Source organism: Bordetella sp., from assembly GCF_057362025.1.
In genome coordinates this window covers 20,056-40,907 of sequence record NZ_JBMQQZ010000079.1, presented here as the reverse complement: position 1 = coordinate 40,907, position 20,852 = coordinate 20,056, and the positions used below count along the sequence as shown (strand labels likewise).

The window sequence follows — 20,852 nt, the reverse complement described above, 5'->3', positions numbered from 1 at the left end:
TCAGGAGCAAAGGATGAAGGAAGCGATCGATCTTATCGGGGCGCCAACCGACATCGGCGCCAGCATACGGGGCGCCTCGATGGGTCCGGAAGCGCTACGTGTCGCCGGCCTGCAGCAAGCACTGCAGCGGCACGGGCTGGCCGTCCAGGATGCGGCCAACCTGGGGGGACCGCCCAACCCCTCCAGCGCGGCGCTGGCCGGCTTCCGGCACCTTGACGAGGTCGTCCAATGGAACCGCGAAGTCTACCAGGCGGTGCTCGCCTCGCAACGCAGGCAACACTTTCCCATCCTGATGGGCGGCGACCACTGCCTGGCCATCGGCTCGATCAGCGCGGTCGCGCAGCATTGCCGCGAAACCGGCCGGCCGCTCATGGTGCTATGGTTGGATGCGCACGCGGACGCCAACACGCACATCATCAGCCCGACGGGCAATATCCATGGCATGCCCATCGCATGCCTGTGCGGCGACGGGCCCGATACGCTGACCCGGCTGGGAGATGCCTATCCGGCGGTTGCCGACCCCTCCGCCATAAGGCAGATCGGCATCCGCAGCGTCGATGCCGAAGAAAAGCGCCAGCTGCGTGCCATGGGCATCAAGGTGTTCGATATGCGCTATATCGACGAGAACGGCATGCGGCACACCATGGAAATGGCATTGGCCGGCATCACCGAAGACACGCATCTGCATGTCAGTTTCGACGCCGACTTCCTGGACCCCGCGGTGGCCCCGGGCGTGGGTACGCCGGTACTGGGCGGCCCGACCTACCGCGAGGCGCAATTGTGCATGGAAATGATCGCGGACACCGGCCGCTTGTCGTCGCTGGACCTGATGGAGCTGAACCCGGCCAAGGATATGCGCAATCAGACGGCGGAAGTCGTGGTCGATCTGGTGGAAAGCCTTTTTGGAAAATCCACACTGATCCGTCCATAAAGATTTGTCATAATTGCGAGGCCCGTTGCGGTATCCGGCGGATTTCTCCGGGATATCGCCACAGGCACAGCCTCCCGCCCTTTCCCTACACCGAACATAGAGAAAAAATCGATGAACCGACACGACGACGCAGCCAAACTGATCCTGCGACTTTCGCTTGGCATCCTTATCCTGCTGCACGGCATCTCGAAAATGACGCACGGTGTCGGTGGCATCGTCAGCATGGTCCACGAACACGGATGGCCCGGTTTCACGGCCTACTTCGTCTATATCGGCGAGGTCGTCGCGCCCATCCTGCTTATCGCCGGCATCTTCACCCGCCTGGGCGGCCTGTTGATTGCCATCAACATGCTCGTGGCATTCCTGCTGGTGCATCACTCGCAGTTGTTCATGCTCAATGGCCAGGGCGGTTGGCAATTGGAACTGCAAGGCATGTACTTCTTCACCGCCGTTGCCGTCGCATTGCTGGGCGCGGGCCGCTTCAGCGTCGGCGGCGCGGGCGGCCGCTTCAACTAGTCTCGCGAGCCAGGCAATAGCTGCACACGGGTCTCGGGCAATCTGCGCCGGTCGACGCGCACTTGCAGCCGCGCAACGGCACCCCTCGCATTGACATACCCAACGGCCGGGCCATCCCGGCCGTTGCCATTCCTGTCATCCGCCTCACGCATGGAAGCAAATCCCTGCGGTTGCGACACAGCCTGTACCGCGGGTAGGAATTGGTAACCCCGCAGGCGTTTCAAAACGATTTCAGAAGTCCCCCATCCACACCCGCATGCCTACACTGGCTGCATGCACCGAAACACGGCGCATTACAGGAGTCAGGCATGAAGAAGCTCTTTGCGGTCTTGGCGGTAAGCAGTACGTTGAGCGGCTGCGTGGTAGTGCCGGCGCGCCCGGCCTATTACCATCCCCGGCCGGCGCCGGTGTATTACTACCCGGCGCCCTACTACTACCACTATTGACAGGACGCGTGAGCGATGTGGAGGCCTTATGGACGCGATCGACCCTTCGCGCATCGGCCGTCTGACAATCGGGGCGTTGCTGGTTTCGGCCGGCATGTCAGGCGTGACGCCGGTGCGCGCGCAAACCAGCTATCCGCCGTCGGTGCCATCGACCGGCTCGACGATTCCGGCTCCGCCGCAGGCGCCGCAGGCGCCCGTGTACCAGCAACAGGTACCGGTATATCCGGATAGCGACGCATATCCGGCCGGCCAGGCCGGCGTGGCTTATCCGCAGAACTTTCCCGGCCAGGACGTCCCAGCGCAGGACATGGCGGCCGCCCCCGATCCTTCGCAGGCCCGGGCCGAGCCCGCCGATGGCGACGACGCGGACCCGGCCGATGCCAATCTGGCAACGCTGGATACGTCGTCCCAGGCGCCGCCGCCGCTACCGGAATATGACCAGCCGCCGGCGCCGGGCGACGGCTACATCTGGGTGCCAGGCTACTGGGCGCGCAACGCATACGGCTTCTACTGGATTCCCGGCGTTTGGATGCTCGCGCCCTACGTCGGCGCCCTGTGGACGCCGGGCTACTGGGTATACGTCGCGCCGGTCTACCGCTGGCGAAGCGGCTACTGGGGGCCACACGTCGGCTACTACGGCGGCATCAACTACGGCTTCGGCTATGTGGGCCGGGGATACGTCGGCGGCTATTGGCGCGACCGGCATTTCTATTACAACCGCGATGTCACGCGCGTCATCTCCGGCCGCTCGCGCTACGTCTACAGCCACCCCGTGGCGGTCGACAAGCCGAGGGGACCGCACGTGAGCTACTACGGCGGGCCGGGCGGACTGCGGCGCGGACCCGATGCGCGCGAACAGGCCGCGCAACACGAACGGCATTCGCCGCCGCTACGCCTGCAGACTGACCTGGCGCGCAATGCGGGGCGGGACAGGCAACAGTACATGTCCATGAACCAGGGCCGGCCGCCCAGGGTGGCGCTGGCCCATCCCGCCGGCAGCGCGGAAAACCACTGGGATCACGCGAGAGCGAACCGGGATCAGGCTGCGGGCGGCCGCGGGCCGGTCGACGGGTGGCCGGGCAGGAAAGACCAGGTCCGTCAAATGGAAACGCAGCAACGGCAACTGGACCAGCGCCTGCAAAGCCAGACGCAGCAAGCGCGCGAACAGCGCCGGCAATTGCAGCAGCGCGTCGACCAGCGGCCTGGCGTCGAAGGCGGACAGCGACCTTCCCTGCCCGGCGCATCCCCGTCCGAGCACATGGCGCAAAGCGGGCCGGCGTTCCCGCGGCAATTGCAGCAACAACAGCAGTCGCAGCAACAACAGCTTCGGCTGCAGCAGCAGCTCCAACAGCAGCAGTTGCAGCAGCGTGGCGAACAACAACAACTCCAGCAGCGCCAGCTTCAGCAACCACCGCTGGCCCCTCGGTCCGGACAACCGCTCCCGGACCCGCAATACCAGCAGCAACTGCGACAGCAACAACAGCGCCAACAACAGCAGCTGGAACAGCAGCAGTCGCAACAACGGCAGCAATTGCAGCAACAGCAGTTCCAGCAGCGGCAGCAGCAGCAATTCGACCAGCGCCAACAACTGCAACGCGACCAGTATCGCCAGCAACAGCAGGACCAATTCCAGCAACGGCAGCAATTCCAGCAACAGCAGTTCCGTCAGCAGCAATTGCAACAGGAACGGCAACAGCAGCAGTTCCGCCAGCAACAGCTGCAGCAGCAGCAACAGCAGCAGCAGTATCGCCAGCAACTGCAGCGCACCAATCAGCGCGAAGGTGACGCGCGGCAACAGATGGTGCGCCAGGAATACTATCGACGCCAACAGGCGGTATCCCAACAGCTGACACTGCAGCATCGCGAACTCCAGCAGCAGGAGCGTTTGCGTCAACGCGAACAGCGCCAGTCGCAACAGCAGTGGCAAACGCAGCGTCAGCATGTGCAGCGCGATATCGCGCTGCACGACAACGCGCAGCGTCGTGAGATACGCGGCAATCCGGCGCGGCGCGCACCGGATCGGAATTACCCTCGCCAGGCACGCCCGTCGCAGCGCTGAAGCGTCGTACTCTGCACGGCCTGGTTTCGCCCTTGCAGGCAGGCGAATACCTTACATGTCCTCATCCGGCACATCGGAGGGGAACACGACGCGGCGCGATGCACGCTATTCCGGCAGGATCTCGTGGACCAGTTCGGCGGGGCGGCACAGGCGCGCCCCTTTGGACGTGACGACGAAAGGCCGATTGATCAGGATGGGATGCTCGACCATGGCGTCCAGCAGGCGCTCGTCGTCGACATCGGCCGCATCCAGGCCCAGTTCCTGGTAGATCGGCTCTTTGGCACGAACGGCATCCCGCACGCTCAAGCCCGCCTGCGCGATCAGGCCCTTCAAGGTGTCGCGCGATGGGGGTGTCTTCAGGTATTCGATAACGGTAGGCGTGACGCCGGCTTCATGCAGGGCTTCCAGCACGGTTCGGGACGTGCCGCAGCGCGGATTGTGATAGATGGTGGTAGGCATGGCGGGACCTGTACGTACGAATGCGCGCCGTGGCGCGGGGCGCAAAGTCTACTCCGCGCTCGCGGCCGCTGCCAGGGGCAGCCGGCACGGGAAGCAAGCTCGCCCCGGCCCGCACCCGACGCGGCATGCGCCCTGGACAGCGCCTAGTTGAATGGCCAGACGGTGGGATTGGTACCGGGTGGTACCGATGGCCTAAGCCAACTGGAGGGTGTCGCCGAAAACCGCGCGGCATGACGGACGGCGGCCAGCTTGCCGAAGCCCGATGCGCTTTCCTCCAGGTAGCCATCCAGCGCCGGCATCGGGCAGGTCAATCCATTCGGCACGCGCGGCAGGCTCCTTAACCAGCGTGCCGTCTGCGCCAGCGATACGCGGACATGCCAGCTGCCGCCTTCGATCGCTTGCCGCGCCAGGGCCGCCTGCGCGCCAAAGGCCATGAGGTAGCCGCTGGCGTAGTCCAATATCTGGACCGGCAACGGCCGCGGCGCTTCCTGGCCCGCGGCCTGCGCTTCCGCGTGGTTGAAGCCGCTGGCGGTCTGCACCAGCGAATCGAAACCGCGACGCCGCGCCCAGGGACCGACATGGCCATAGGCGGACAAAGAGACGTAGACGATGCCGGGACGCAAACGCGCGACGTCTTCCGGACCGAAGCCCTGCGCCTCCAGGGCGCCCGGGCGATAGCCCTGCACGAACACATGAGCGCTGCGCAGCAGATTGCCCAAGGTGATGCGGCCGCTTGCCGTATCCAGATCCGCCAGCACCGAAAGCTTGCCTCGGCTGGTTTCCGCGATGGCATTGATATTCGGCAGGTTGGGAGAATTCAGGAGCATCACGTCCGCGCCGTAGGCGGCGAGCGTGCGCCCGCATACGGGCCCCGCGATGATGCGGGTCAAATCCAGCACGCGTATGTCCTGCAGCGGACGGTCCTGCCCATAGCGAGGCAGGGGCCGCGCCGGCGCATCGCCGATGCGCTCCAGGCAAACCAGCGGCAACTGCGACACGGCGATGCCTTGCGGATGGCGGTCCCATTCGTCGAAGGTACGCAAGGCCGCAACGACCAGGCCCGCATCGGCGGCGGCCTGTTCGAATTCCAGCGCTTTCCACCGCGACAGCGCGCGCTCGACCGCGCGCCGTTCGACGGTGGCGCCGGTCGGGCAACCGAGCAACGCAAGCGCGCCGTCGCGATGGTGCGCGAAATTCGCGTGTATGCGAACCCAATTTCCGTCGCCGCAGCGGTAGACCCCGGTGATCTTGTCCCAGCTGTTCGGCTGCACGCCGTCGACGGTGAAATACCCGCGTGTTTCCTGTGCCGCATGCCGCATATCGACGGAAACACGCTGGCGCCGGCCACCACGCATATGCCAGATTTCACCCGCGGCAAGGGCAGCGGCGCCCATGCTGCACTGCGCGGCCATACCGACGGAAAAGGAAGAGGGAAGAACGGGATCCGCGCCTGGCAGATCGATATAGCCAAGCGCCTCTTCCGGCATATCGACCACCTGCCATAAGGCGCTCAGCGCGCCATGCGCCGACTTACGGCTGGAAGAAGCCCCTCTGAAGAAGGGCGGACGTAGATCCATCAAATATCCCATTGCGGCTGGCCGTACTTATCCCAGCGCATTACAAATCTTCGACAAGGAGAGCGTCAACATAGTACGGGGAGGCGCGTGTTTCACGGTTTGACCGCCCTGGGGCAAGGTGCCCCCCGCCAGCGAGGGATGGCGATTGTTGGCAGCCATTGAGCGGTCACATCTATTTTCGTTTTGCATCTCAAACCTACGCCGTCACCACTACGCTGTGTGACGCGCTTCCAACACTTCACGCGCGCAGGCGTGAGCCATTGCAAGGCCTTCGGCACATCAGGGAAATAGAGCGAAAAAAAACGCAATGGGCCTGACTCTCCTGGCGGGACAGGTCCGCGCGGCGCCGCCCAGGATCGACAGGCTGTATTTCAGGCGTCCCAGGACGCCACGGGCCCTGGGAAACGTGAAGGCGCGACGGACGGAGAGCCAAATCAGCGTTCCAGCCGCCGCAGGAATACCGCGACTTCCTTGACGACCTGCGCGTCGCCGTGCGCTTGCGCGACAGCCGTCGCGCGTTGCCATGCCTCTCGCGCGCCATCGCTGTCCTGCCTGCCCAGGCGTGCCTTGCCCAACCATTTCCACGCAACCGAATAGTCGGGGTCGTAGGCCACAGAGGTCTCCAGGTGCTCGCACGCCTTGTCGAAATTGCCGGCCTCCGCGTAGGCCTTGCCCAGCGTATATCGCAACAGCTTATCGTCGCGGCCCGAAGCCAGCATGGCCTCAAGGCGTTCAGTCATCGATCCCGCCGTCATCGCATTCTCCTCTTGCTTCGATGAAACGATACCTCTTTCCCATCCGCGTCCGCACGGCCCGGCTTGGACGCCGTGCCGCGCGGCGCGACGTTGACGATGCCCCACGGAGGATCGTCGAGGATGTGCCGGGCTGCGGCGGCGGCGCCGTCTACAATGCAGGCCTTACCCGCATGACGATAGAAGGCACGCGCGCCATGACTTCCCTAGCCGATTTCTCGGCCGTCGACATCGACGGCAAGCAGCGCCCGTTAAGCGAGTTCGCGGGCAGCGTGGTACTGATCGTCAACGTCGCTTCTCGCTGCGGCTTCACGCCACAATACGCCGGGCTCGAAGCCCTGTACCGCGCGCATTGCGACGCGGGCTTTACGGTACTGGGTTTTCCCTGCGATCAGTTCCGCCACCAGGAGCCCGGTGACGAAGCGGAAATCAAGCGCTTCTGCGCGCTGCGCTATGACGTGACGTTTCCCATGTTCGCCAAGGTCGAGGTCAACGGCGATAACGCCCACCCCTTGTATCGATGGCTGAAACGGGAACGGCCAGGGCTGCTGGGTACGCAATCCATCAAATGGAATTTCACCAAGTTCCTGGTGGGACGCGATGGACAACCGATCAAGCGGTACAGCCCCGCCGACAAGCCCGAGGCCATCGCCCCGGCGGTCGTGGCGGCCTGCGCCGGCTAGGGCCTGCCCAGGCCCCGCCGGCGAGCGGAACACCGCCGCGGTCCCGCGGAACGCGACCCGGAACTGCCCGGCACGGTCCAGGCCACGGCCGGCGGCGGGGTTATGCGCCGTCCGCCGCCGCTCATGAAATCATGCCGGCCCGCCGGGCCGTTTCCACCAGGCGCTCCGCCCCGGCAATGAAAGGCCCGTCCACCAGCTTGCCGTCCACCACGAAGGCGCCCGTCCCTTTCGACAACTGCTCGCGTGCTGCCTGCACGACGCGCAGCGCGTGCGCCACATCTTGTTCGTTGGGCATGAAGACTTCATTGGCCAGTGGCACCTGGGTCGGATGGATGCAGCTCTTGCCTGCGAAGCCCAGGTCGCGCGCCGCCGCCGCGTCGGCGCGATAGCCGTCCGGATCCGCGATATTCACGAAGGCGCCGTCATAGGCTTCGACGCCCGCCTCCGCGGCCGCCAGGCGAACCTGCATGCGCACATGCTGCACCATGGCGGGATGGCCCTGGCGTATCCCCAGGGGCGCGAGCAGATCTCCAAAGCCGATCTGCAAGCCGGACACGCGGGCATGCGCGCATGCGATCTCTGCGGCGCGGCGCAGGCCGCGTGGGGATTCGATATTCGCCAGGATGGCGATCGGCCGCTGGATGCCGCGTTCGGCCTCCAGGCGCTGCAGCAGCTCGGCGGGCGCCGCCACGGTATCGGGATCTTCCACCATCGGCAGATTCAGGACGCGCAGCGCCGGCCAGGCGACTGCCTCCACATCGGCGCGGAAATGCGGCGTGTCGATGCCATTGCAGCGCACGACAGCGACCTTGCCGTCCAGCGCCGGGGGCGCGGATTGCAGCCAGGCGGACAGGGTCGCGCGCGCCTCGGCCTTGCGGCCCTCTTCCACCGCGTCCTCCAGATCCAGCGAGATTGCATCGGCGGCGCTGGCCAGCGCCTTGGCATAAAGCTCCGGACGCGATGCCGGGACGAAAAGTTTGCTGCGCATGAAACCGTCTCCTTGCCTGGGGAACCCTGGGTAAATACCGACTTTGCGAATTGTAGACAATTCACAATCTCCAGCATAGACTGCCTTTGCCCGCAAGCGCCAGCGAACGCACGTCGTCTCATTTGGGAGCGCCAGATATGATCCACCGCACGCTGAAATCCCTGTTCACCTCCATGGCGCTATGGGTGGCGCTGTGCGCCGCCCCGGCGCACGCGGCGGACGTATGGCCGTCGCGCCCGATACGCATGATCGTGCCGTTCGCGCCGGGCGGCAGCCACGACGTCATTGCCCGCAAACTGTCCGAACGGCTCACGGCGCTGCTCGGCCAGTCGGTGGTGGTGGAAAACCGTGGCGGCGCGGGCAGCGCCGGCCTGGGCGACAGCACGCAACTGGCCACCGAACTGCTAAGCAATATCGCGGGCATCAAAATGCAGGCCGTGGGATATAACGGCATCGCGCCCGCGCAGCTGGACCTGCTGGCCGGCCGACTGGACCTGATCATTACGACCATCGCCGCGATCCGCGGCACCGCATCGGAAAAACTGCCGAAACTCGCCTTCACCACCGCGCAGCGCGATCCGGAATTTCCCGATACACCGACGGCCAGGGAAGCCGGCCTGGATTATGTGGTCGACGTCTGGTGGGGCGTGTTCGCGCCGCGCGACCTGCCCCCCACTATACTCGCGCGTATGAACGGCGCCATCGCGCAAGTCGCCGCGGAGCCCGCCTTCGCGGCGTTCCTCAAGACTTCCGGCGCGCAATCCACGCCGTCCTCGCCCGAGGCGTTGCAGGAAACGCTGGCGCGCGACCTGGCGCGCTGGACCGATACCGCCCGGCGCGCCGGCATGCGCCCGAACTGAATCCCTATCCCGATGAAGCGACAAGACGAATCTGCCGGCGACGGCCTGCCCGAACTGCGATCCGCCGTACAGGCCATGACACCGCGCCTGCACGGCATGGTGTCGCGCACGGACGCCGGCCGGATCGCCGCCGAGGTGCTGCGATTGAACGATGCCGTACGGGCCGGCGTGCAGGGACGCATCATCCCGGGCAGCCATCCCCAGGACCATCCGACGCTGACGGCGCGCGCGCGGGATGCGCTGCTCGCGGGTGGCCCGGTACCGACACCGCCTGAAGGTTCGCTCGCGCAGGCGTCGGCCATGGTGCGGGCAGGCGCGACCAGCGCGGAAGCGCTGACAAGGCAGGCATTGTCGCGTGCCGCCGAAGTGCAGCCGGCGCTGAATCCCTTCATCGCCATCTGGGGCGAGCGCGCGCTGGAACAGGCGCGCGAGTGCGACCGCGAACTGGCGCAAGGCCGCTGGCGCGGCCCGCTGCACGGCATCCCCCTCGCGCACAAGGATTGCTTCACACGCGCCGGCCTGCCCATGACGGTAGGTTCCAAGGTCTTCCCGGAAAGGCCGGGCGATGCCGATGCGGCCGTACTGCAACGCCTGCGGGACGCGGGGGCGGTAGACCTTGGCCCTCTCAATCTGAGCGAGATGGTGTCCGGCCCGACAGGACAGAATCCCCATTGGGGAGATTGCTGCAACGCGCACGACGCCTCTCGTGTCGCCGGTGGGTCCTCCAGCGGTTCGGCCGTGGCCGTGGCTGCCGGCGCGGTATTCGGATCGCTGGGATCGGACACAGGCGGATCGATCCGCCTGCCCGCGTCGATGAACGGCGTATACGGGCTCAAGACGACGTATGGGCTGGTGTCGCGGCGCGGCTGCTTTCCGCGCGCGTGGTCGCTGGACTGCATCGGGCCGCTGGCGCGCACCCCATTGGATTGCGCCCTGATACTGCACGCGGTGGCCGGACATGACGAAGGCGATCCCTCCAGCCTGCACGCCGAAGTGCCTGGCTATGCCGCGTCCGTGGCCGGCGGCGCCCCGGACACGCGCGTGGCGCTGCTGGAAGGACTGGACCCTTACGACGACGCCATTGCGGCCGCCCTGCATGCCTACGCGGCGCGCGCGGCGGAGGTCTTCGGCCCCATCGCCCATGTCCGCTTCGACGATCTGCCGGCCTGCTACGCGATGGGCGACGTCATCGCCAAGGTCGAAGGCGCTGCCACGCACGGGGAATGGATGCGCCGCACTCCCGAGCGCTATTCCCAGGCCGTTTATTCGCGCACCGAACCGGGCCTGCACATTCCGGCGGTCCGCTACGCGGAAGCGCTGCTGGCCCGCGCCGCCCTGCTGCAAGCCTGGCTGGCCGGGCCGATGGCGCAGGCCGACGTCGTGATGTGCCCGACCGTACCCATCCAGGTACCGACGCGTGCCGAGGCGGATATGGAGGGCAAGGGACGCGTGTTCGGCGTGGTGGCGGCCATTACCCGCCTGACGCGGGCTTTCAACTACCTGGGACTGCCGGTGTTGAGCGTGCCGATCGGCGAGGACGAGAACGGCATGCCCATCGGCGCGCAGCTGATCGGCAGACCCTTGTCGGAGGCCCGGCTGCTGGCCGTGGCCCATGCGTTGCAGGGAGCTCGAGCATGACGGACCGGACACCGGAAACCATTCCCTATTTCCTGCGCGAGAAAATACGCGCGCTGATCGTCGACGGCACCTTCCAGCCCGGCCAGCCGCTGCGCGAGCAGGACCTGGAACGCCGCTTCGGATCCAGCCGCGGCCCCATCCGCGAAGCGCTGCGCCTGCTGGAGCAAACCGGATTGGTGACGCACATGCAGCGGCGCGGATTTCGGGTGACACTCTACGACGACAGGGAGATCCGCGACCAGTACCTGCTGCGCGCCGAACTGGAAGCCTATGCCATCCGGCAATTGGCCGACGCGGGCGACCTGGGGCCGCTGCTGCAAAGCCTGAAGGCATGCCGCGCGCAGCTCGAAGCCGCCTACAAGGCGCGCGACCCGCGCGCATACCTGGCGGAGATACGCCGGTTCTATGACGCCATCGCGGCGTATACCGGCAACCGTCCCCTGTGCAACGCGCTGGCGCGCCTGAACGAAACGGCCGAACCGCTGCGCTACAACCTGCTGTCGAGGCGGCTCGAGGAAAGCCGCACGCGGCAGTACATGCTGAAGATCATCCAGGCGCTGGAAGCGGGCCGTTTCGACGAAGCGGCCGCGCTCAAGCGCGAACATGTGCTGATGAACCTGCCCAGCATCGTCGAAGCGTATGCCGCGGCGCGCTATCAGGAGCGCAAGGCGGCGGCGGCCTGAGGCGCGTCCCCGTCGAAGCCGTAGAGCGCGCGCGGGTTGTCGACGAGGATGCGCTGGCGCACGGTTTCCTCGGGCGCCCACCGCGCCAGCAAGGCCAGCAGCTGCACGGTATCCGGAGGCGTATGCGCGCGCTCGGTCACGTGCGGCCAGTCGCTGCCCCAGACCAGCCGTTGCGGCGCCGCGCGCACGAAGGCTTGCGCCACGGCCGTCGCGTCGGGATAGTCCGGCCCGCCTTGCAACGTGTTCAGATAGGCACCGGACAATTTCACCCAGCAATTGCCGCGGTCGATCAGGCCGCACACGATGCCCCACGCCGGATGGCGCACGCCCAGGCCGGGCGGCAGGCGCGCCATATGGTCGAACACGATGGGACAAGGAAGCCTCGACAGCAGGGCCGCGTGCGCGGCGATCTGGTCGCCGGACATATGCAGCTGCGCGTGCCAGCCCAGGTCGGCGATGCGACGGGCCAGGGTTTCGATCATGTCGACCGTCATCACGGTGTCGGCCGGATTCCAGACGCTGAAGCGCAGGCCACGCACGCCACCATCGTCCAAAGCGCGCAGCGTCGCGCCGTCCACATCCGGCGGCACGACGGCGATGCCGCGCGCCTGGCCCGCGAATTGCGCCACCGCATCGAGCAGGCAGGCATTGTCGGTACCGTAGCGCTTGGCCTGAACGATGATGGCGCGCCGGGTTCCCATGCGATGGGCAACGGCGCGGTATTCGCCGACCGTCCCGCCCTCGAATGGCGCGCCGTTGCCGGGCTGCTCGGCAAAGCGCGGGTCGAAGATATGCAGATGGCTGTCGCAGGCGTCGGGCGGGATGTCGAAGAGCGGATGCATGGTGTCTTTTTTGCGGAAATGTCAGCGGATCGCCATGGCGTTGGCTGGCGAGCCGACGCCGCCGCGCAGGTTCAGCGGCGAAGAAACGAAGAAGTACTCGTGCCGGCCATGGCGGTGGGCGTCCTCCGCCAAGGCATCCAGATCGAACATTTCTCCCAGCAGCAGGCCCAGCCGGGCGATCGCGAGGTGCAGGCTGGGGCGGCCGGCCGCCAGCGGCCAGCGTTCGACGGTAACGCCATCGGATGCCACGCCGGCCACGCGGTGATCCCACAGGAAGGCCCACATGTCGACGTCGCCGGAAAGGCCGGAGTAATCGCGGCCGGCAAACAACGCCGCGCGTCGGTTATCGTCTCTCGCCTCGCGAAAGGCCTGTACCCAGCCGGTGCGCACCAACAGCAAGTCGCCGCGCCGCAACGGCGTCCCCTGTTCCTGCAGGCAGGCATGGAGGTCTTCCGCGCTGGCCGCCAGGCTACCGCACGCGTCCCACGGCCGCCCCATCCTGGCGAAATGGCGCGGCAGGTCCACCAACACCGCACGCGTGGCGATGCCGAAGCGCGCCAGGTGCTCGATGCCGTTGCGCGTGCCTTCGCGCTGGGTCACATCGACGTCCTGCGCCCCATTGTAAAAACCGCGCAGAGGATCGGCGATATGCGTCAGGCCATCCCACTGCGTGGAGGACTGCGGGTAGAAATCGTCGACCTTATCGTCGCGCACGACCAGGCCGGCGTAATCCAGCTTGAACAAGGTCTGCCGGGGCGCCCGGCGCAGCTTGTGGCTGGCCTGCCCGATCATCCCCAGCGGCATATGCATGGGCAGGTTCAGGTTGAAGCGCAATCCCGTTCGAATCAGCCCGGCCGCGGCGGCCACGGTGTCGGGCGCGATGTTGTTCAGCGTACCGAGCTGGTCGCCCATGCCCCAGACGCCCCAGGACAAGGGCAGGCCCGACGCATCGGGCCGCGGCAGGTCGGCATAGGCGGGAAACGGTGTATCGGTCATGCGGGACCCTGTGCGCACGGGATCGAGCGTCGCGACAGCCTCAGCTGATGCGCTGTCCTTTGGTTTCGGGGGAAATAAGCACCACCGTCCAGGCAAGGAAGAACGCCACCACGGTAGTCAGCATGCCAGTCTTGAAACCGGCGGCGGATGTGGCCAGCGCGCCGATCAGATAAGGCGCGATCATGCCGCCGATGCGTCCACCGTTATAGGCCAGGCCCATGGCGAAGCCGCGCGCGGCGGTCTTGGGCACCAGCTCGGCCGCGAACGGCCCCATGCCGGCGAAGAGGCCGGTGATGCCCATGCCGGTAAAGAAACTGGCAACGAGCAGCACGGGCTGCTGTTGCACCGTGACGAAACCGATGACAGCGATCGCGCCGATCAGCAGATAGATGGAGAACGTCTTCTTGCGGCCGATGCGGTCCACCAGCGAAGCGAAGATCAGGAACCCGACCAGCGATCCCAACTGCTGGGCCAGCGTGAAGCCCAGGCTGTGCACGAAGTCGAAATGCTTGACCGTTACCAGGAAGGTCGGCGTCCAGGTGAACACGGCCCAATATACGTACTGCACGAAGAAGATGAAGCCGAAAGCCTTGGCCAGCCCCTTGGCATTATCCGGGCGACGCAGATCGGCAAGACTGCCGCGCGGCGTTCCGGTCTTGACGCGCGCCAGCCAGACCGGCGATTCCGGCGTGCGTCGCGCCACCGGGTACAGGATCACGATGGGCAGCAAACCGATGGCATACACCCAGCGCCAGCCGCCGCCGTCCAGCCCGCCGGTGGCATTGCCCACCAAGGCGACGACGCCGATGGCCAGCAGCGACCCCAGCGGCAGGCCGAGCTGCATCAGCGCCCCACCTTTGCCGCGATGTTCCGGTTTCCAGGTTTCGGCCACCAGCGCCGCCCCCGCCGTCCATGCCCCGCCCATGCCCAGCCCCGCCAGCACGCGCGTGGCCGCCACCATAACGGCACCCGTCGCCAGCGCCGTGGCGCCCGAAAACACCGAATAGACCAGGATGGTCAGGATCAAGGTCCTGACGCGGCCGTAGCGGTCCGCGACCCAGCCGAAGGCGATGCCGCCCACGATCTGTCCCAGCGCGGAGAGGCTCCCGATAAGGCCCGCCTGGGCCTTGGTCAGCTCGAAATAAGCGATGAAAGCCGGGACGGTCAACGACAGAATGAAGATCTCGTAGACCTCGAACAGCCAGCCCAGTCCCGAGAGCGTGAGCACGCGCCATGCGTCGCGCGAGACATCCCGATACCAGGGGCCCCCGGCGGTGACGGAACCGGCGGGCGGTGATGAGTGATCCGACATGAGCGCGCTCTCCTTTGCCTCGTTTTACCTGCGCGGCCATCGCCCGGCCGCCCGGCGGCGGCTCGTCGACGGGCGCGGAAATCCGGTCAGCGGTTGTCTTCCGCGCCGAAATCCATGCGGCGCGCGCGCGGCAAGCGCAGGTACTCCAGCACCTGCGCCATCGGCACGACGTCCGCGAACTGCCGGTTCATATCGAACAGGCTGATGGCATGCGAAATCGGAATCCGATCGAACACGCACTCCTGCGGCACGATGGTGCGGAAGTTGTACGACGCGGAATCGAAGACCGTGGCGCGGATGCAATTGCTGGTCGCGCCGCCCATGACGATGACGGTATCCACGCCGCGGTCGATCAGGTAGCCCAGCAAAGGCGTGCCGTGAAAGCCGCTGGGTTTCTTCTTCACGAACACGACGTCGCCCGCCGCGGGATGCAGGGCGTCCACCAGTTCGGCACCCAGCGTGCCGGCCAGGCACCAGCGCTCGCTGTCCAGCAGCCCACGCTTGCGGCGGTAGCCGCCGATATCGCTGCCGTCGCGCTCCACCTCGAAGCGCGTGAAGAAGCATGGGACCTGGACCTGCTGCGCCGCACTGACGACCTGCGCGATGGCGGCGACCGACGCGCGCCCCACATCGCCGCAACTGGAGGGCCAATCGGCGTCTTCCCCCAGCGCGCCTACCATGTACTTCTGCGCGTCGATGACAACCAGCGCCGGGCACTGGCCGAAGCCCATGCGCTTGCCGAAGCCGCCGCGCCGCAGGACCGCCGCGTCCTGCTCCGACAGATAGGATTCCCAGAGAGCCGTCATACTGCCCGCCTTTGCTTGAGTCGCGGTGTGGATCGGGATGCAAGCGCCGCCGGTCAGTCCGCCCGCCGGCAAGCGCGTCGTAAGTCCTGTGGAATGAAGGAACGTCAGCCGAGGACGCCCGCGGCACGCAGGCGGTCCAGTTCAGCGTCGGTCCAGCCGCCGTCGCGCAGCACCTGTTCGGTATGCTGGCCCAGCGTGGGTGCGGCGCTCGGCGCCGCGACCGGCCCTTCGCCGAAGCGTACCGGACGCGCCAACCCCCGATAGCTGCCGACGACGGGATGCCGGTAGGTATGCACCATGTCCTGCGCCGTCACCTGCGGATGGTCGAACATGTCCTCGATGGGGCGCGCCGGGGCGCACGGCACGCGTACGCCGAAGATTCCCTCCCATTCGAGCGCGGTATGGGCGCGCAGGGCCTGGCGCAGCCTGGGCACGATCTCGTCCGCATGCTCGGCGCGCTTGCGCACGCTGTCGTAGCGCGGGTCCGCCGCCATGTCGGGCAGGCCGACAAGCTCGCACAGCGCCTCCCAGAAATGAGGCGTGTTGGCCGAGAGATAGATGCTGCCTTCGCGGGTGGGATGCAGGCCGGTGATGCCGCCGGAACGCATGTCGCGCCAGACCTCGCGCGGTTCGTTTTCCGCCCAGATAAAACGCGCCGATTGCATGGCCAACGCGCTGCCCAGAAGCGATACCCCGACATACGAGCCCTGCCCCGTGCGCTCGCGCTGGTACAGGGCCGAGGACACGCTGCCGGCCAGCAGCGCCGCCGCGTAGTAGTCCACCACGGACCCATACACGATCTCGGCATCGCCGGGCGCGCCCTGGAAGGTGCAGATGCCGGTCATGGTCTGCAGCACCTGGTCGTAGCCGGCGCTGTCCTTCAGCGGGCCGCTATCGCCATAGCCGGTAAGCGCGCAATAGATCAGGCGCGGATTGCGCGCACGCAGGGTGTCGTAGTCGATGCCCAGCCGGGGCGGGACGGTGGGACGGAAGTTGTGCACCAGGACGTCGGCCTGCTCTACCAGCCGTAGCAGGACCTCGTGCGCGGCGGGGTTCTTCAGGTCCAGTTGCACGCCCAGCTTGCCGCGGTTCACGCCCAGGAAGGCGCGGCCCTCGGCGGCCAGCGTGGAAGGATAGTTGCGCAGGTTGTCGCCCTGCGGCGGTTCCACCTTGATGACTTCTGCGCCCTGGTCGGCCAGTAGCGTGCAGCCATACGGCCCGGCGATATAGCCGCTGAGGTCGAGCACCTTGACGCCGGCGAGCGGGCCGCGATCGGCGGCGCCGCCCGCGGGATGATGTGATACGGAATCAGTTGGAGTCAATCGGACACCTTGGATATCTGTAAGTCTGATGACGGCCGCGACCAGCGCCCCATGCGCGATCGGCGCGGCTCGCCGCTGTTATGCCTGGGAAAATTCTAGCGACCCCACCCCAGATTGTCTACAATTTACAAAAAACAAATCAAGGCAAGGGTTGCGATACGGTGCATCTACCGCGGTCGCTCGTCGCACGATCACCCCAGGGGCGGCAAGCGACGGCGCAGGGTTGCATCCTTGATGATGGCCGTATTGGTTTCCGCGTACTCGGTGACGCGGTCCAGGATCCGGTCCAGGTGGCCGATGCCGCGCAGCACCGCACGCGCGACGAAGCAGTCTTCTCCCGTCACCTTGTCGCACTCGATGAATTCCGGAATTTCCTTCAGCAGCGTCTCCACGTGGCGCAATTGCCCAGGCATGGGCCGCACGCGCACGATCGCTTCCAGCGTGTACCCGAGGGCGGCCGGATCGATGTCCACCGTATAGCCGCGGATGACACCGGACTCCTCCAGGCGCCGCAGGCGGTCGGCCACGCTGGGCGAGGACATGCCCACGGTCCTGGCCAGCTCGGCGACAGGGGCCCGGGCGTTCGCCGTGAGCAGCGTGATCAGGCGCCGGTCGACCGCATCCAGGGGAGACTCATGATTCTTAAGGTTATCTCCCATAATTCTCCTTTGAAGAAAAGGCATGTTGGAGAAAATCGCATGCTTTCGCCATGTAAACCCGGCAATCGGCCTGGGATAATTTCACCTGTACGCTACTTCGACGAGGCCTGGCCGCGCAAGTCCGCGTTTTAACGAATCCCCCGGTTCGCCGCCAGGGCAAAGCCTTGCGCGCGGCAGCCGTGGGCAACTTCACATCGAAAGGATGGCCGTCATGGCGACATCGAACGAACGCACCGGCGTCGTGCAAATGAGCAGCGCGATGGCGATGTCCGGGACCTTGGGCTTCTTCGTCCTGCAATCGGGGCAGACACCGTTGAATGTCGTGTTCTTCCGCTGTGTCTTCGGCGCGCTGGCGCTGCTCGTTTATTGCCATGCGCGCGGCCTGCTGTCGCGCCGCTACTTCACGGGCGCCAGCCTGCTGATGGCGGTGGCGGCCGGCGCTGCGTTGGTCATGAACTGGGTCCTGCTGTTTTCGGCGTACCGGCTGGCCTCGATTTCCCTGTCGACGGCGGTCTACAACTTCCAGCCCTTCTTCCTGATGGCGCTGGGCGCGCTCTTCCTGGGCGAACGGCCCAGTGTCACGAAGATCGCCTGGGCGGTCGTGGCGTTCGGCGGGCTATTGCTGTTGCTGCAACTGAAGGCCGCGCAACTATCCTGGCACGACAGCCACCTGCTGGGCCTGGCCCTGGGCCTGGGTGCGGGCGCGCTGTACGCCGTCACCGCGATCATCGTCAAGCGCCTGGCACATATTCCGCCGCACCTGCTGGCGCTGGTGCAGGCGGCGGTGGGCATCGCCATGCTCGCGCCGATGGCGGATTTCTCGGCATTACCCACGCTGCCGTCGCAATGGGGTTGCCTGGTCGTGCTGGGCGTCGTGCATACCTGCCTGATGTACATCCTGCTCTACTCCGCCATCCAGAAGCTGGCCACGCCCATGCTGGCCGCCTTGTCATTCATCTATCCCGCGGTCGCCATCCTGGTGGACTATGCCTTCTTCGGGCAGCACCTGGACCTTGCCCAGGCGCTGGGCATCGCGCTGATCCTCCTGGCCGTGGCGGGCGTGACGCTGAACTGGCGGCTGTGGCCGGCGAAAATCACCCGCATGGCTTAACATCGACGCACGCGCATGCCGGCCTGGCGGACGGCGCGCTTGCTCGAGGATGTTCCCATGCATGGCGAATACAAGGTACCCGGCGGCAAGCTGGTCGTGGCGGACCTGCGGGTCGACGGCGGTGCACTGGCCCAGGTCAGCATCAGCGGCGATTTTTTTCTCGAACCGCCGGAGGCGCTGGCGGAAATCGACCGGGCCCTGACCGGCCTGCCGGCGCAGGCCACGGAGGCCGAAATCGCCCTGGCCGTCGCCCTGGCCCTGCCGCGCGGCACGGAGATGTTCGGATTCTCGCCGGAAGCCGTGGCGGTCGCAGTGCGGAGGGCGCTCGCATGACACGCACCGCATGGCGCGACCACGATTGGCAGTTGATCCGTGAAGACGCGCGCACGCCCTTGCAGCACATGGCCCTGGACGCCGTGCTCTGCGACGAAGTGGCGGCGGCACGCCGCCCTCCTACCCTGCGCTTCTGGGAATGGGCCACGCGCGCCGTGGTCATCGGACGATTCCAGTCGCTGAAGAACGAGGTCGATGCGGACGGCGCGCCCCGCCACCTTGTCGAAGTCGTGCGTCGCGTCAGCGGCGGCGGGGCGATGTTCGTCGAGCCCGGCAACACCATCACCTACTCCATCTATGCACCGCTGTCGCTGGTGGAGGGCATGAGCTTCCAGGAATCCTATGCCTTCCTGGACCAATGGACGCTGCAGGCCCTGCAGTCGCTCGGCATCAAGGCCTGGTACCAGCCCTTGAACGACATTACCTCCGAAGGCGGCAAGATCGGCGGCGCGGCGCAGGCACGGCGCGGCAAGGCCGTGCTGCATCACGTCACCATGGCCTACGATATCGACGCCGACAAGATGGTGCAGGTGTTGCGGATCGGCAGGGAAAAACTCTCCGACAAGGGCACGACCAGCGCGAAGAAGCGCGTTGATCCGCTGCTTACCCAGACCGGGATGCCGCGGGAACGGATTATCGATCGCATGATCGAAGTCTTCCGTGACACGCACGGGCTGCGGCCGGGCACCATCGCAGAAGCGGAACTGGCCGAGGCGGATCGCCAGGTGCGTGAGCGTTTCGCCACCGAAGCCTGGCTGACGCAAGTGCCGTGACGGCCCGGCCAGCCCTGCCCGTCATCGCGCGGCCACATACCGCATACCGAACTCGAACACCCCCCGGAGGCACGATGCCCGTATCCCCCCCTGCGCCCGCCCATCCCGTCGCGATCGACGCCGCGATACCGCGGCGCGGCTTGCGCGCCGCGGCCATGCGCCCTGCCGCGCGCGGCATGCTGGCCTGCCTGCTGGCGCTGCTGGCCGCCTGCGGCAGTTCGCCGCCCGCCGACATCAGTCTGGCGTCGCGGACCGCGCCGGCGGCCGACGCCGGTGACGTCAAGGTCGATAGCGTCAAATGGACCCGCACCAAACCGGGCTGCAAGGGCGAATGTCCGCGCATCGAAGTGGACTCCATCGCCTTTCCCGGGATCCCCAGACTGACCGCCCTGATCGACCACGTGCTGGCCTATATGACCGGGGTGGACCGCAACCGGCGCGGACCGTACGAAACGCTGAACGAGTATGCCCAGTTCTTTTTCCAGACCGCGCAGCCGCGCGACCAGACCTGGTTCAAGGCCAGCGTCAAGGATACGGTGGGCGACATCATCGCCATCGAGTTGCATACGGACCAGTACGTGACCGGCGCGGCGCACCCCATCCCGGCCACGCAATACATGAATTGGGAACGCAGCAAAGGCCGCGTGCTTGCCCTGGGCGAAGCCATCCTGCCGGGCCGCGGGCCGCAGTACGTGGAGGCCCTGAAGGCGGCGCATGCCCGCTGGCTGAAAACCAACGACGACTACAAGCGCGACCCCGCCGCCTATGACAAGCTGTGGCCCTACCAGCCCTCGGACAATTTCGCGCTGACCCGCGAAGGCATGACGGTGAAGTACGAGGCCTACTCCATCGCGCCTTACTTCTACGGCGAACCCGAACTGCAGATTCCCTACAAGGACCTGGTGGGCATCTTGCGGCCGGAATTCATTCCCGCCCGTCACTGAAGGGTGCGCCGCGCCGTCGCGGCCGGTCCATGGCCGTCCGCCCCGCCGCCAGGCTCGCCCCTTCTTTTAATTGACCAATTAGTCATCTAAATTCAAAACGACTCACCTATCCGATATAACCAACCCGGAAGAATCGCACTTTAGCTAGGGTAATCCCGTGGC

The 20,852-nt window shown here is 66.3% G+C and carries 22 protein-coding genes; 12 read left to right on the top strand and 10 right to left on the bottom strand.

Going from position 1 to position 20,852, the window contains the following annotated elements; genetic code table 11:
• The first annotated feature begins 13 nt into the window (after nt 1-13).
• The 4 genes from rocF (at nt 14) to ACO1P8_RS15855 (ending at nt 3,952) form a co-directional block, all read left to right on the top strand.
• Nucleotides 14-931 (top strand): arginase, encoded by a 918-nt coding sequence (rocF, locus tag ACO1P8_RS15870; protein WP_486296848.1) that lies wholly within the window; start codon nt 14-16, stop codon nt 929-931.
• 111 nt (nt 932-1,042) lie between these two features.
• Nucleotides 1,043-1,447: a DoxX family protein gene (locus ACO1P8_RS15865; protein WP_486296847.1), complete on the top strand. Its 405-nt coding sequence runs from the start codon at nt 1,043-1,045 to the stop codon at nt 1,445-1,447.
• A 308-nt stretch (nt 1,448-1,755) separates the two neighbouring features.
• A complete protein-coding gene (locus ACO1P8_RS15860) occupies nt 1,756-1,893 on the top strand; it encodes a hypothetical protein (RefSeq protein WP_486296846.1) in 138 nt (45 codons plus the stop codon).
• Between the two features lie 28 nt (nt 1,894-1,921).
• Complete coding sequence (locus ACO1P8_RS15855) at nt 1,922-3,952, top strand: YXWGXW repeat-containing protein (protein ID WP_486296845.1); 2,031 nt, start codon at nt 1,922-1,924, stop codon at nt 3,950-3,952.
• Nucleotides 3,953-4,057: 105 nt separating this feature from the next.
• Here ACO1P8_RS15855 and arsC read toward each other — a convergent pair whose 3' ends face one another.
• From arsC to ACO1P8_RS15840, 3 genes are all read right to left on the bottom strand, one after another.
• A complete protein-coding gene (gene arsC / locus ACO1P8_RS15850; RefSeq protein WP_094842395.1) occupies nt 4,058-4,411 on the bottom strand; it encodes an arsenate reductase (glutaredoxin) in 354 nt (117 codons plus the stop codon).
• Between the two features lie 143 nt (nt 4,412-4,554).
• Nucleotides 4,555-6,000 (bottom strand): CoA transferase, encoded by a 1,446-nt coding sequence (locus ACO1P8_RS15845; RefSeq protein WP_486296844.1) that lies wholly within the window; start codon nt 5,998-6,000, stop codon nt 4,555-4,557.
• A gap of 422 nt (nt 6,001-6,422) precedes the next feature.
• On the bottom strand, nt 6,423-6,728 hold the full coding sequence (locus ACO1P8_RS15840; protein ID WP_254926151.1) for a tetratricopeptide repeat protein: 306 nt from the start codon (nt 6,726-6,728) through the stop codon (nt 6,423-6,425).
• A gap of 209 nt (nt 6,729-6,937) precedes the next feature.
• Here ACO1P8_RS15840 and ACO1P8_RS15835 point away from each other — a divergent pair, with 209 nt between their 5' ends.
• Nucleotides 6,938-7,423, top strand: coding sequence for a glutathione peroxidase (locus tag ACO1P8_RS15835; RefSeq protein WP_486296843.1), 486 nt, complete (start codon nt 6,938-6,940; stop codon nt 7,421-7,423).
• A gap of 121 nt (nt 7,424-7,544) precedes the next feature.
• Here the strand turns inward: ACO1P8_RS15835 and ACO1P8_RS15830 are convergent, their stop codons facing one another.
• Nucleotides 7,545-8,411 carry an HpcH/HpaI aldolase/citrate lyase family protein gene (locus ACO1P8_RS15830; RefSeq protein ID WP_486296842.1) on the bottom strand — a complete coding sequence of 289 codons (867 nt, stop codon included), beginning with the start codon at nt 8,409-8,411 and terminating at the stop codon, nt 7,545-7,547.
• A gap of 137 nt (nt 8,412-8,548) precedes the next feature.
• On the opposite strand from ACO1P8_RS15830, the gene ACO1P8_RS15825 reads away from it, so the two are divergent.
• From ACO1P8_RS15825 to ACO1P8_RS15815, 3 genes are read left to right on the top strand one after another with little or no spacing between them, the layout of a single operon-like run.
• On the top strand, nt 8,549-9,271 hold the full coding sequence (locus ACO1P8_RS15825) for a Bug family tripartite tricarboxylate transporter substrate binding protein (RefSeq protein WP_486296841.1): 723 nt from the start codon (nt 8,549-8,551) through the stop codon (nt 9,269-9,271).
• 12 nt (nt 9,272-9,283) lie between these two features.
• Nucleotides 9,284-10,909 (top strand): amidase, encoded by a 1,626-nt coding sequence (locus ACO1P8_RS15820; protein ID WP_486296840.1) that lies wholly within the window; start codon nt 9,284-9,286, stop codon nt 10,907-10,909.
• Entirely contained in the window at nt 10,906-11,592 is a 687-nt protein-coding gene (locus tag ACO1P8_RS15815) for a GntR family transcriptional regulator (protein WP_486296839.1), read from the top strand. Before ACO1P8_RS15820 ends, ACO1P8_RS15815 begins: the two co-directional genes overlap by 4 nt.
• Here the strand turns inward: ACO1P8_RS15815 and ACO1P8_RS15810 are convergent.
• The 6 genes from ACO1P8_RS15810 to ACO1P8_RS15785 form a co-directional block, all read right to left on the bottom strand.
• Nucleotides 11,565-12,434, bottom strand: a complete 870-nt coding sequence (locus tag ACO1P8_RS15810) for an amidohydrolase family protein (protein WP_486296838.1) — start codon at nt 12,432-12,434, stop codon at nt 11,565-11,567. The genes ACO1P8_RS15815 and ACO1P8_RS15810 overlap by 28 nt on opposite strands.
• Nucleotides 12,435-12,455: 21 nt before the next feature.
• Nucleotides 12,456-13,430, bottom strand: coding sequence for a cyclase family protein (locus ACO1P8_RS15805; protein ID WP_486296837.1), 975 nt, complete (start codon nt 13,428-13,430; stop codon nt 12,456-12,458).
• 40 nt (nt 13,431-13,470) lie between these two features.
• A complete protein-coding gene (locus ACO1P8_RS15800; protein WP_486296836.1) occupies nt 13,471-14,742 on the bottom strand; it encodes an MFS transporter in 1,272 nt (423 codons plus the stop codon).
• Nucleotides 14,743-14,828: 86 nt separating this feature from the next.
• Nucleotides 14,829-15,548, bottom strand: a complete 720-nt coding sequence (locus ACO1P8_RS15795; protein ID WP_486296835.1) for a cysteine hydrolase family protein — start codon at nt 15,546-15,548, stop codon at nt 14,829-14,831.
• Nucleotides 15,549-15,652: 104 nt separating this feature from the next.
• The gene (locus tag ACO1P8_RS15790; protein ID WP_486296834.1) at nt 15,653-16,870 is read right to left on the bottom strand and encodes a CaiB/BaiF CoA transferase family protein; all 1,218 of its coding nucleotides are present in this window, start codon (nt 16,868-16,870) and stop codon (nt 15,653-15,655) included.
• 191 nt (nt 16,871-17,061) lie between these two features.
• Nucleotides 17,062-17,529: an Lrp/AsnC family transcriptional regulator gene (locus ACO1P8_RS15785; protein WP_486296833.1), complete on the bottom strand. Its 468-nt coding sequence runs from the start codon at nt 17,527-17,529 to the stop codon at nt 17,062-17,064.
• A 211-nt stretch (nt 17,530-17,740) separates the two neighbouring features.
• Between ACO1P8_RS15785 and ACO1P8_RS15780 the strand changes: the two genes are divergently transcribed.
• From ACO1P8_RS15780 to ACO1P8_RS15765, 4 genes are all read left to right on the top strand, one after another.
• Nucleotides 17,741-18,640, top strand: a complete 900-nt coding sequence (locus tag ACO1P8_RS15780; RefSeq protein ID WP_486296832.1) for a DMT family transporter — start codon at nt 17,741-17,743, stop codon at nt 18,638-18,640.
• A gap of 57 nt (nt 18,641-18,697) precedes the next feature.
• A complete protein-coding gene (gene lplB, locus ACO1P8_RS15775) occupies nt 18,698-18,973 on the top strand; it encodes a lipoate-protein ligase small subunit (RefSeq protein ID WP_486296831.1) in 276 nt (91 codons plus the stop codon).
• On the top strand, nt 18,970-19,746 hold the full coding sequence (locus ACO1P8_RS15770) for a lipoate--protein ligase family protein (protein ID WP_486296830.1): 777 nt from the start codon (nt 18,970-18,972) through the stop codon (nt 19,744-19,746). The genes lplB and ACO1P8_RS15770 overlap by 4 nt, the downstream gene beginning before the upstream one ends.
• Before the next feature lie 155 nt (nt 19,747-19,901).
• On the top strand, nt 19,902-20,690 hold the full coding sequence (locus ACO1P8_RS15765) for an RsiV family protein (RefSeq protein WP_486296949.1): 789 nt from the start codon (nt 19,902-19,904) through the stop codon (nt 20,688-20,690).
• The last annotated feature ends 162 nt before the right edge of the window (nt 20,691-20,852 follow it).

Excerpts from the sequence above, each read along its gene's own strand:
- rocF (WP_486296848.1), top strand. The coding sequence starts at position 14 with ATGAAGGAAGCGATCGATCTTATCGGGGCGCCAACCGACATCGGCGCC.
- ACO1P8_RS15865 (WP_486296847.1), top strand. The coding sequence starts at position 1,043 with ATGAACCGACACGACGACGCAGCCAAACTGATCCTGCGACTTTCGCTT.
- ACO1P8_RS15860 (WP_486296846.1), top strand. The coding sequence starts at position 1,756 with ATGAAGAAGCTCTTTGCGGTCTTGGCGGTAAGCAGTACGTTGAGCGGC.
- ACO1P8_RS15855 (WP_486296845.1), top strand. The coding sequence starts at position 1,922 with ATGGACGCGATCGACCCTTCGCGCATCGGCCGTCTGACAATCGGGGCG.
- arsC (WP_094842395.1), bottom strand. The coding sequence starts at position 4,411 with ATGCCTACCACCATCTATCACAATCCGCGCTGCGGCACGTCCCGAACC.
- ACO1P8_RS15845 (WP_486296844.1), bottom strand. The coding sequence starts at position 6,000 with ATGGGATATTTGATGGATCTACGTCCGCCCTTCTTCAGAGGGGCTTCT.
- ACO1P8_RS15840 (WP_254926151.1), bottom strand. The coding sequence starts at position 6,728 with ATGACTGAACGCCTTGAGGCCATGCTGGCTTCGGGCCGCGACGATAAG.
- ACO1P8_RS15835 (WP_486296843.1), top strand. The coding sequence starts at position 6,938 with ATGACTTCCCTAGCCGATTTCTCGGCCGTCGACATCGACGGCAAGCAG.
- ACO1P8_RS15830 (WP_486296842.1), bottom strand. The coding sequence starts at position 8,411 with ATGCGCAGCAAACTTTTCGTCCCGGCATCGCGTCCGGAGCTTTATGCC.
- ACO1P8_RS15825 (WP_486296841.1), top strand. The coding sequence starts at position 8,549 with ATGATCCACCGCACGCTGAAATCCCTGTTCACCTCCATGGCGCTATGG.
- ACO1P8_RS15820 (WP_486296840.1), top strand. The coding sequence starts at position 9,284 with ATGAAGCGACAAGACGAATCTGCCGGCGACGGCCTGCCCGAACTGCGA.
- ACO1P8_RS15815 (WP_486296839.1), top strand. The coding sequence starts at position 10,906 with ATGACGGACCGGACACCGGAAACCATTCCCTATTTCCTGCGCGAGAAA.
- ACO1P8_RS15810 (WP_486296838.1), bottom strand. The coding sequence starts at position 12,434 with ATGCATCCGCTCTTCGACATCCCGCCCGACGCCTGCGACAGCCATCTG.
- ACO1P8_RS15805 (WP_486296837.1), bottom strand. The coding sequence starts at position 13,430 with ATGACCGATACACCGTTTCCCGCCTATGCCGACCTGCCGCGGCCCGAT.
- ACO1P8_RS15800 (WP_486296836.1), bottom strand. The coding sequence starts at position 14,742 with ATGTCGGATCACTCATCACCGCCCGCCGGTTCCGTCACCGCCGGGGGC.
- ACO1P8_RS15795 (WP_486296835.1), bottom strand. The coding sequence starts at position 15,548 with ATGACGGCTCTCTGGGAATCCTATCTGTCGGAGCAGGACGCGGCGGTC.
- ACO1P8_RS15785 (WP_486296833.1), bottom strand. The coding sequence starts at position 17,529 with ATGGGAGATAACCTTAAGAATCATGAGTCTCCCCTGGATGCGGTCGAC.
- ACO1P8_RS15780 (WP_486296832.1), top strand. The coding sequence starts at position 17,741 with ATGGCGACATCGAACGAACGCACCGGCGTCGTGCAAATGAGCAGCGCG.
- lplB (WP_486296831.1), top strand. The coding sequence starts at position 18,698 with ATGCATGGCGAATACAAGGTACCCGGCGGCAAGCTGGTCGTGGCGGAC.
- ACO1P8_RS15770 (WP_486296830.1), top strand. The coding sequence starts at position 18,970 with ATGACACGCACCGCATGGCGCGACCACGATTGGCAGTTGATCCGTGAA.
- ACO1P8_RS15765 (WP_486296949.1), top strand. The coding sequence starts at position 19,902 with ATGCGCCCTGCCGCGCGCGGCATGCTGGCCTGCCTGCTGGCGCTGCTG.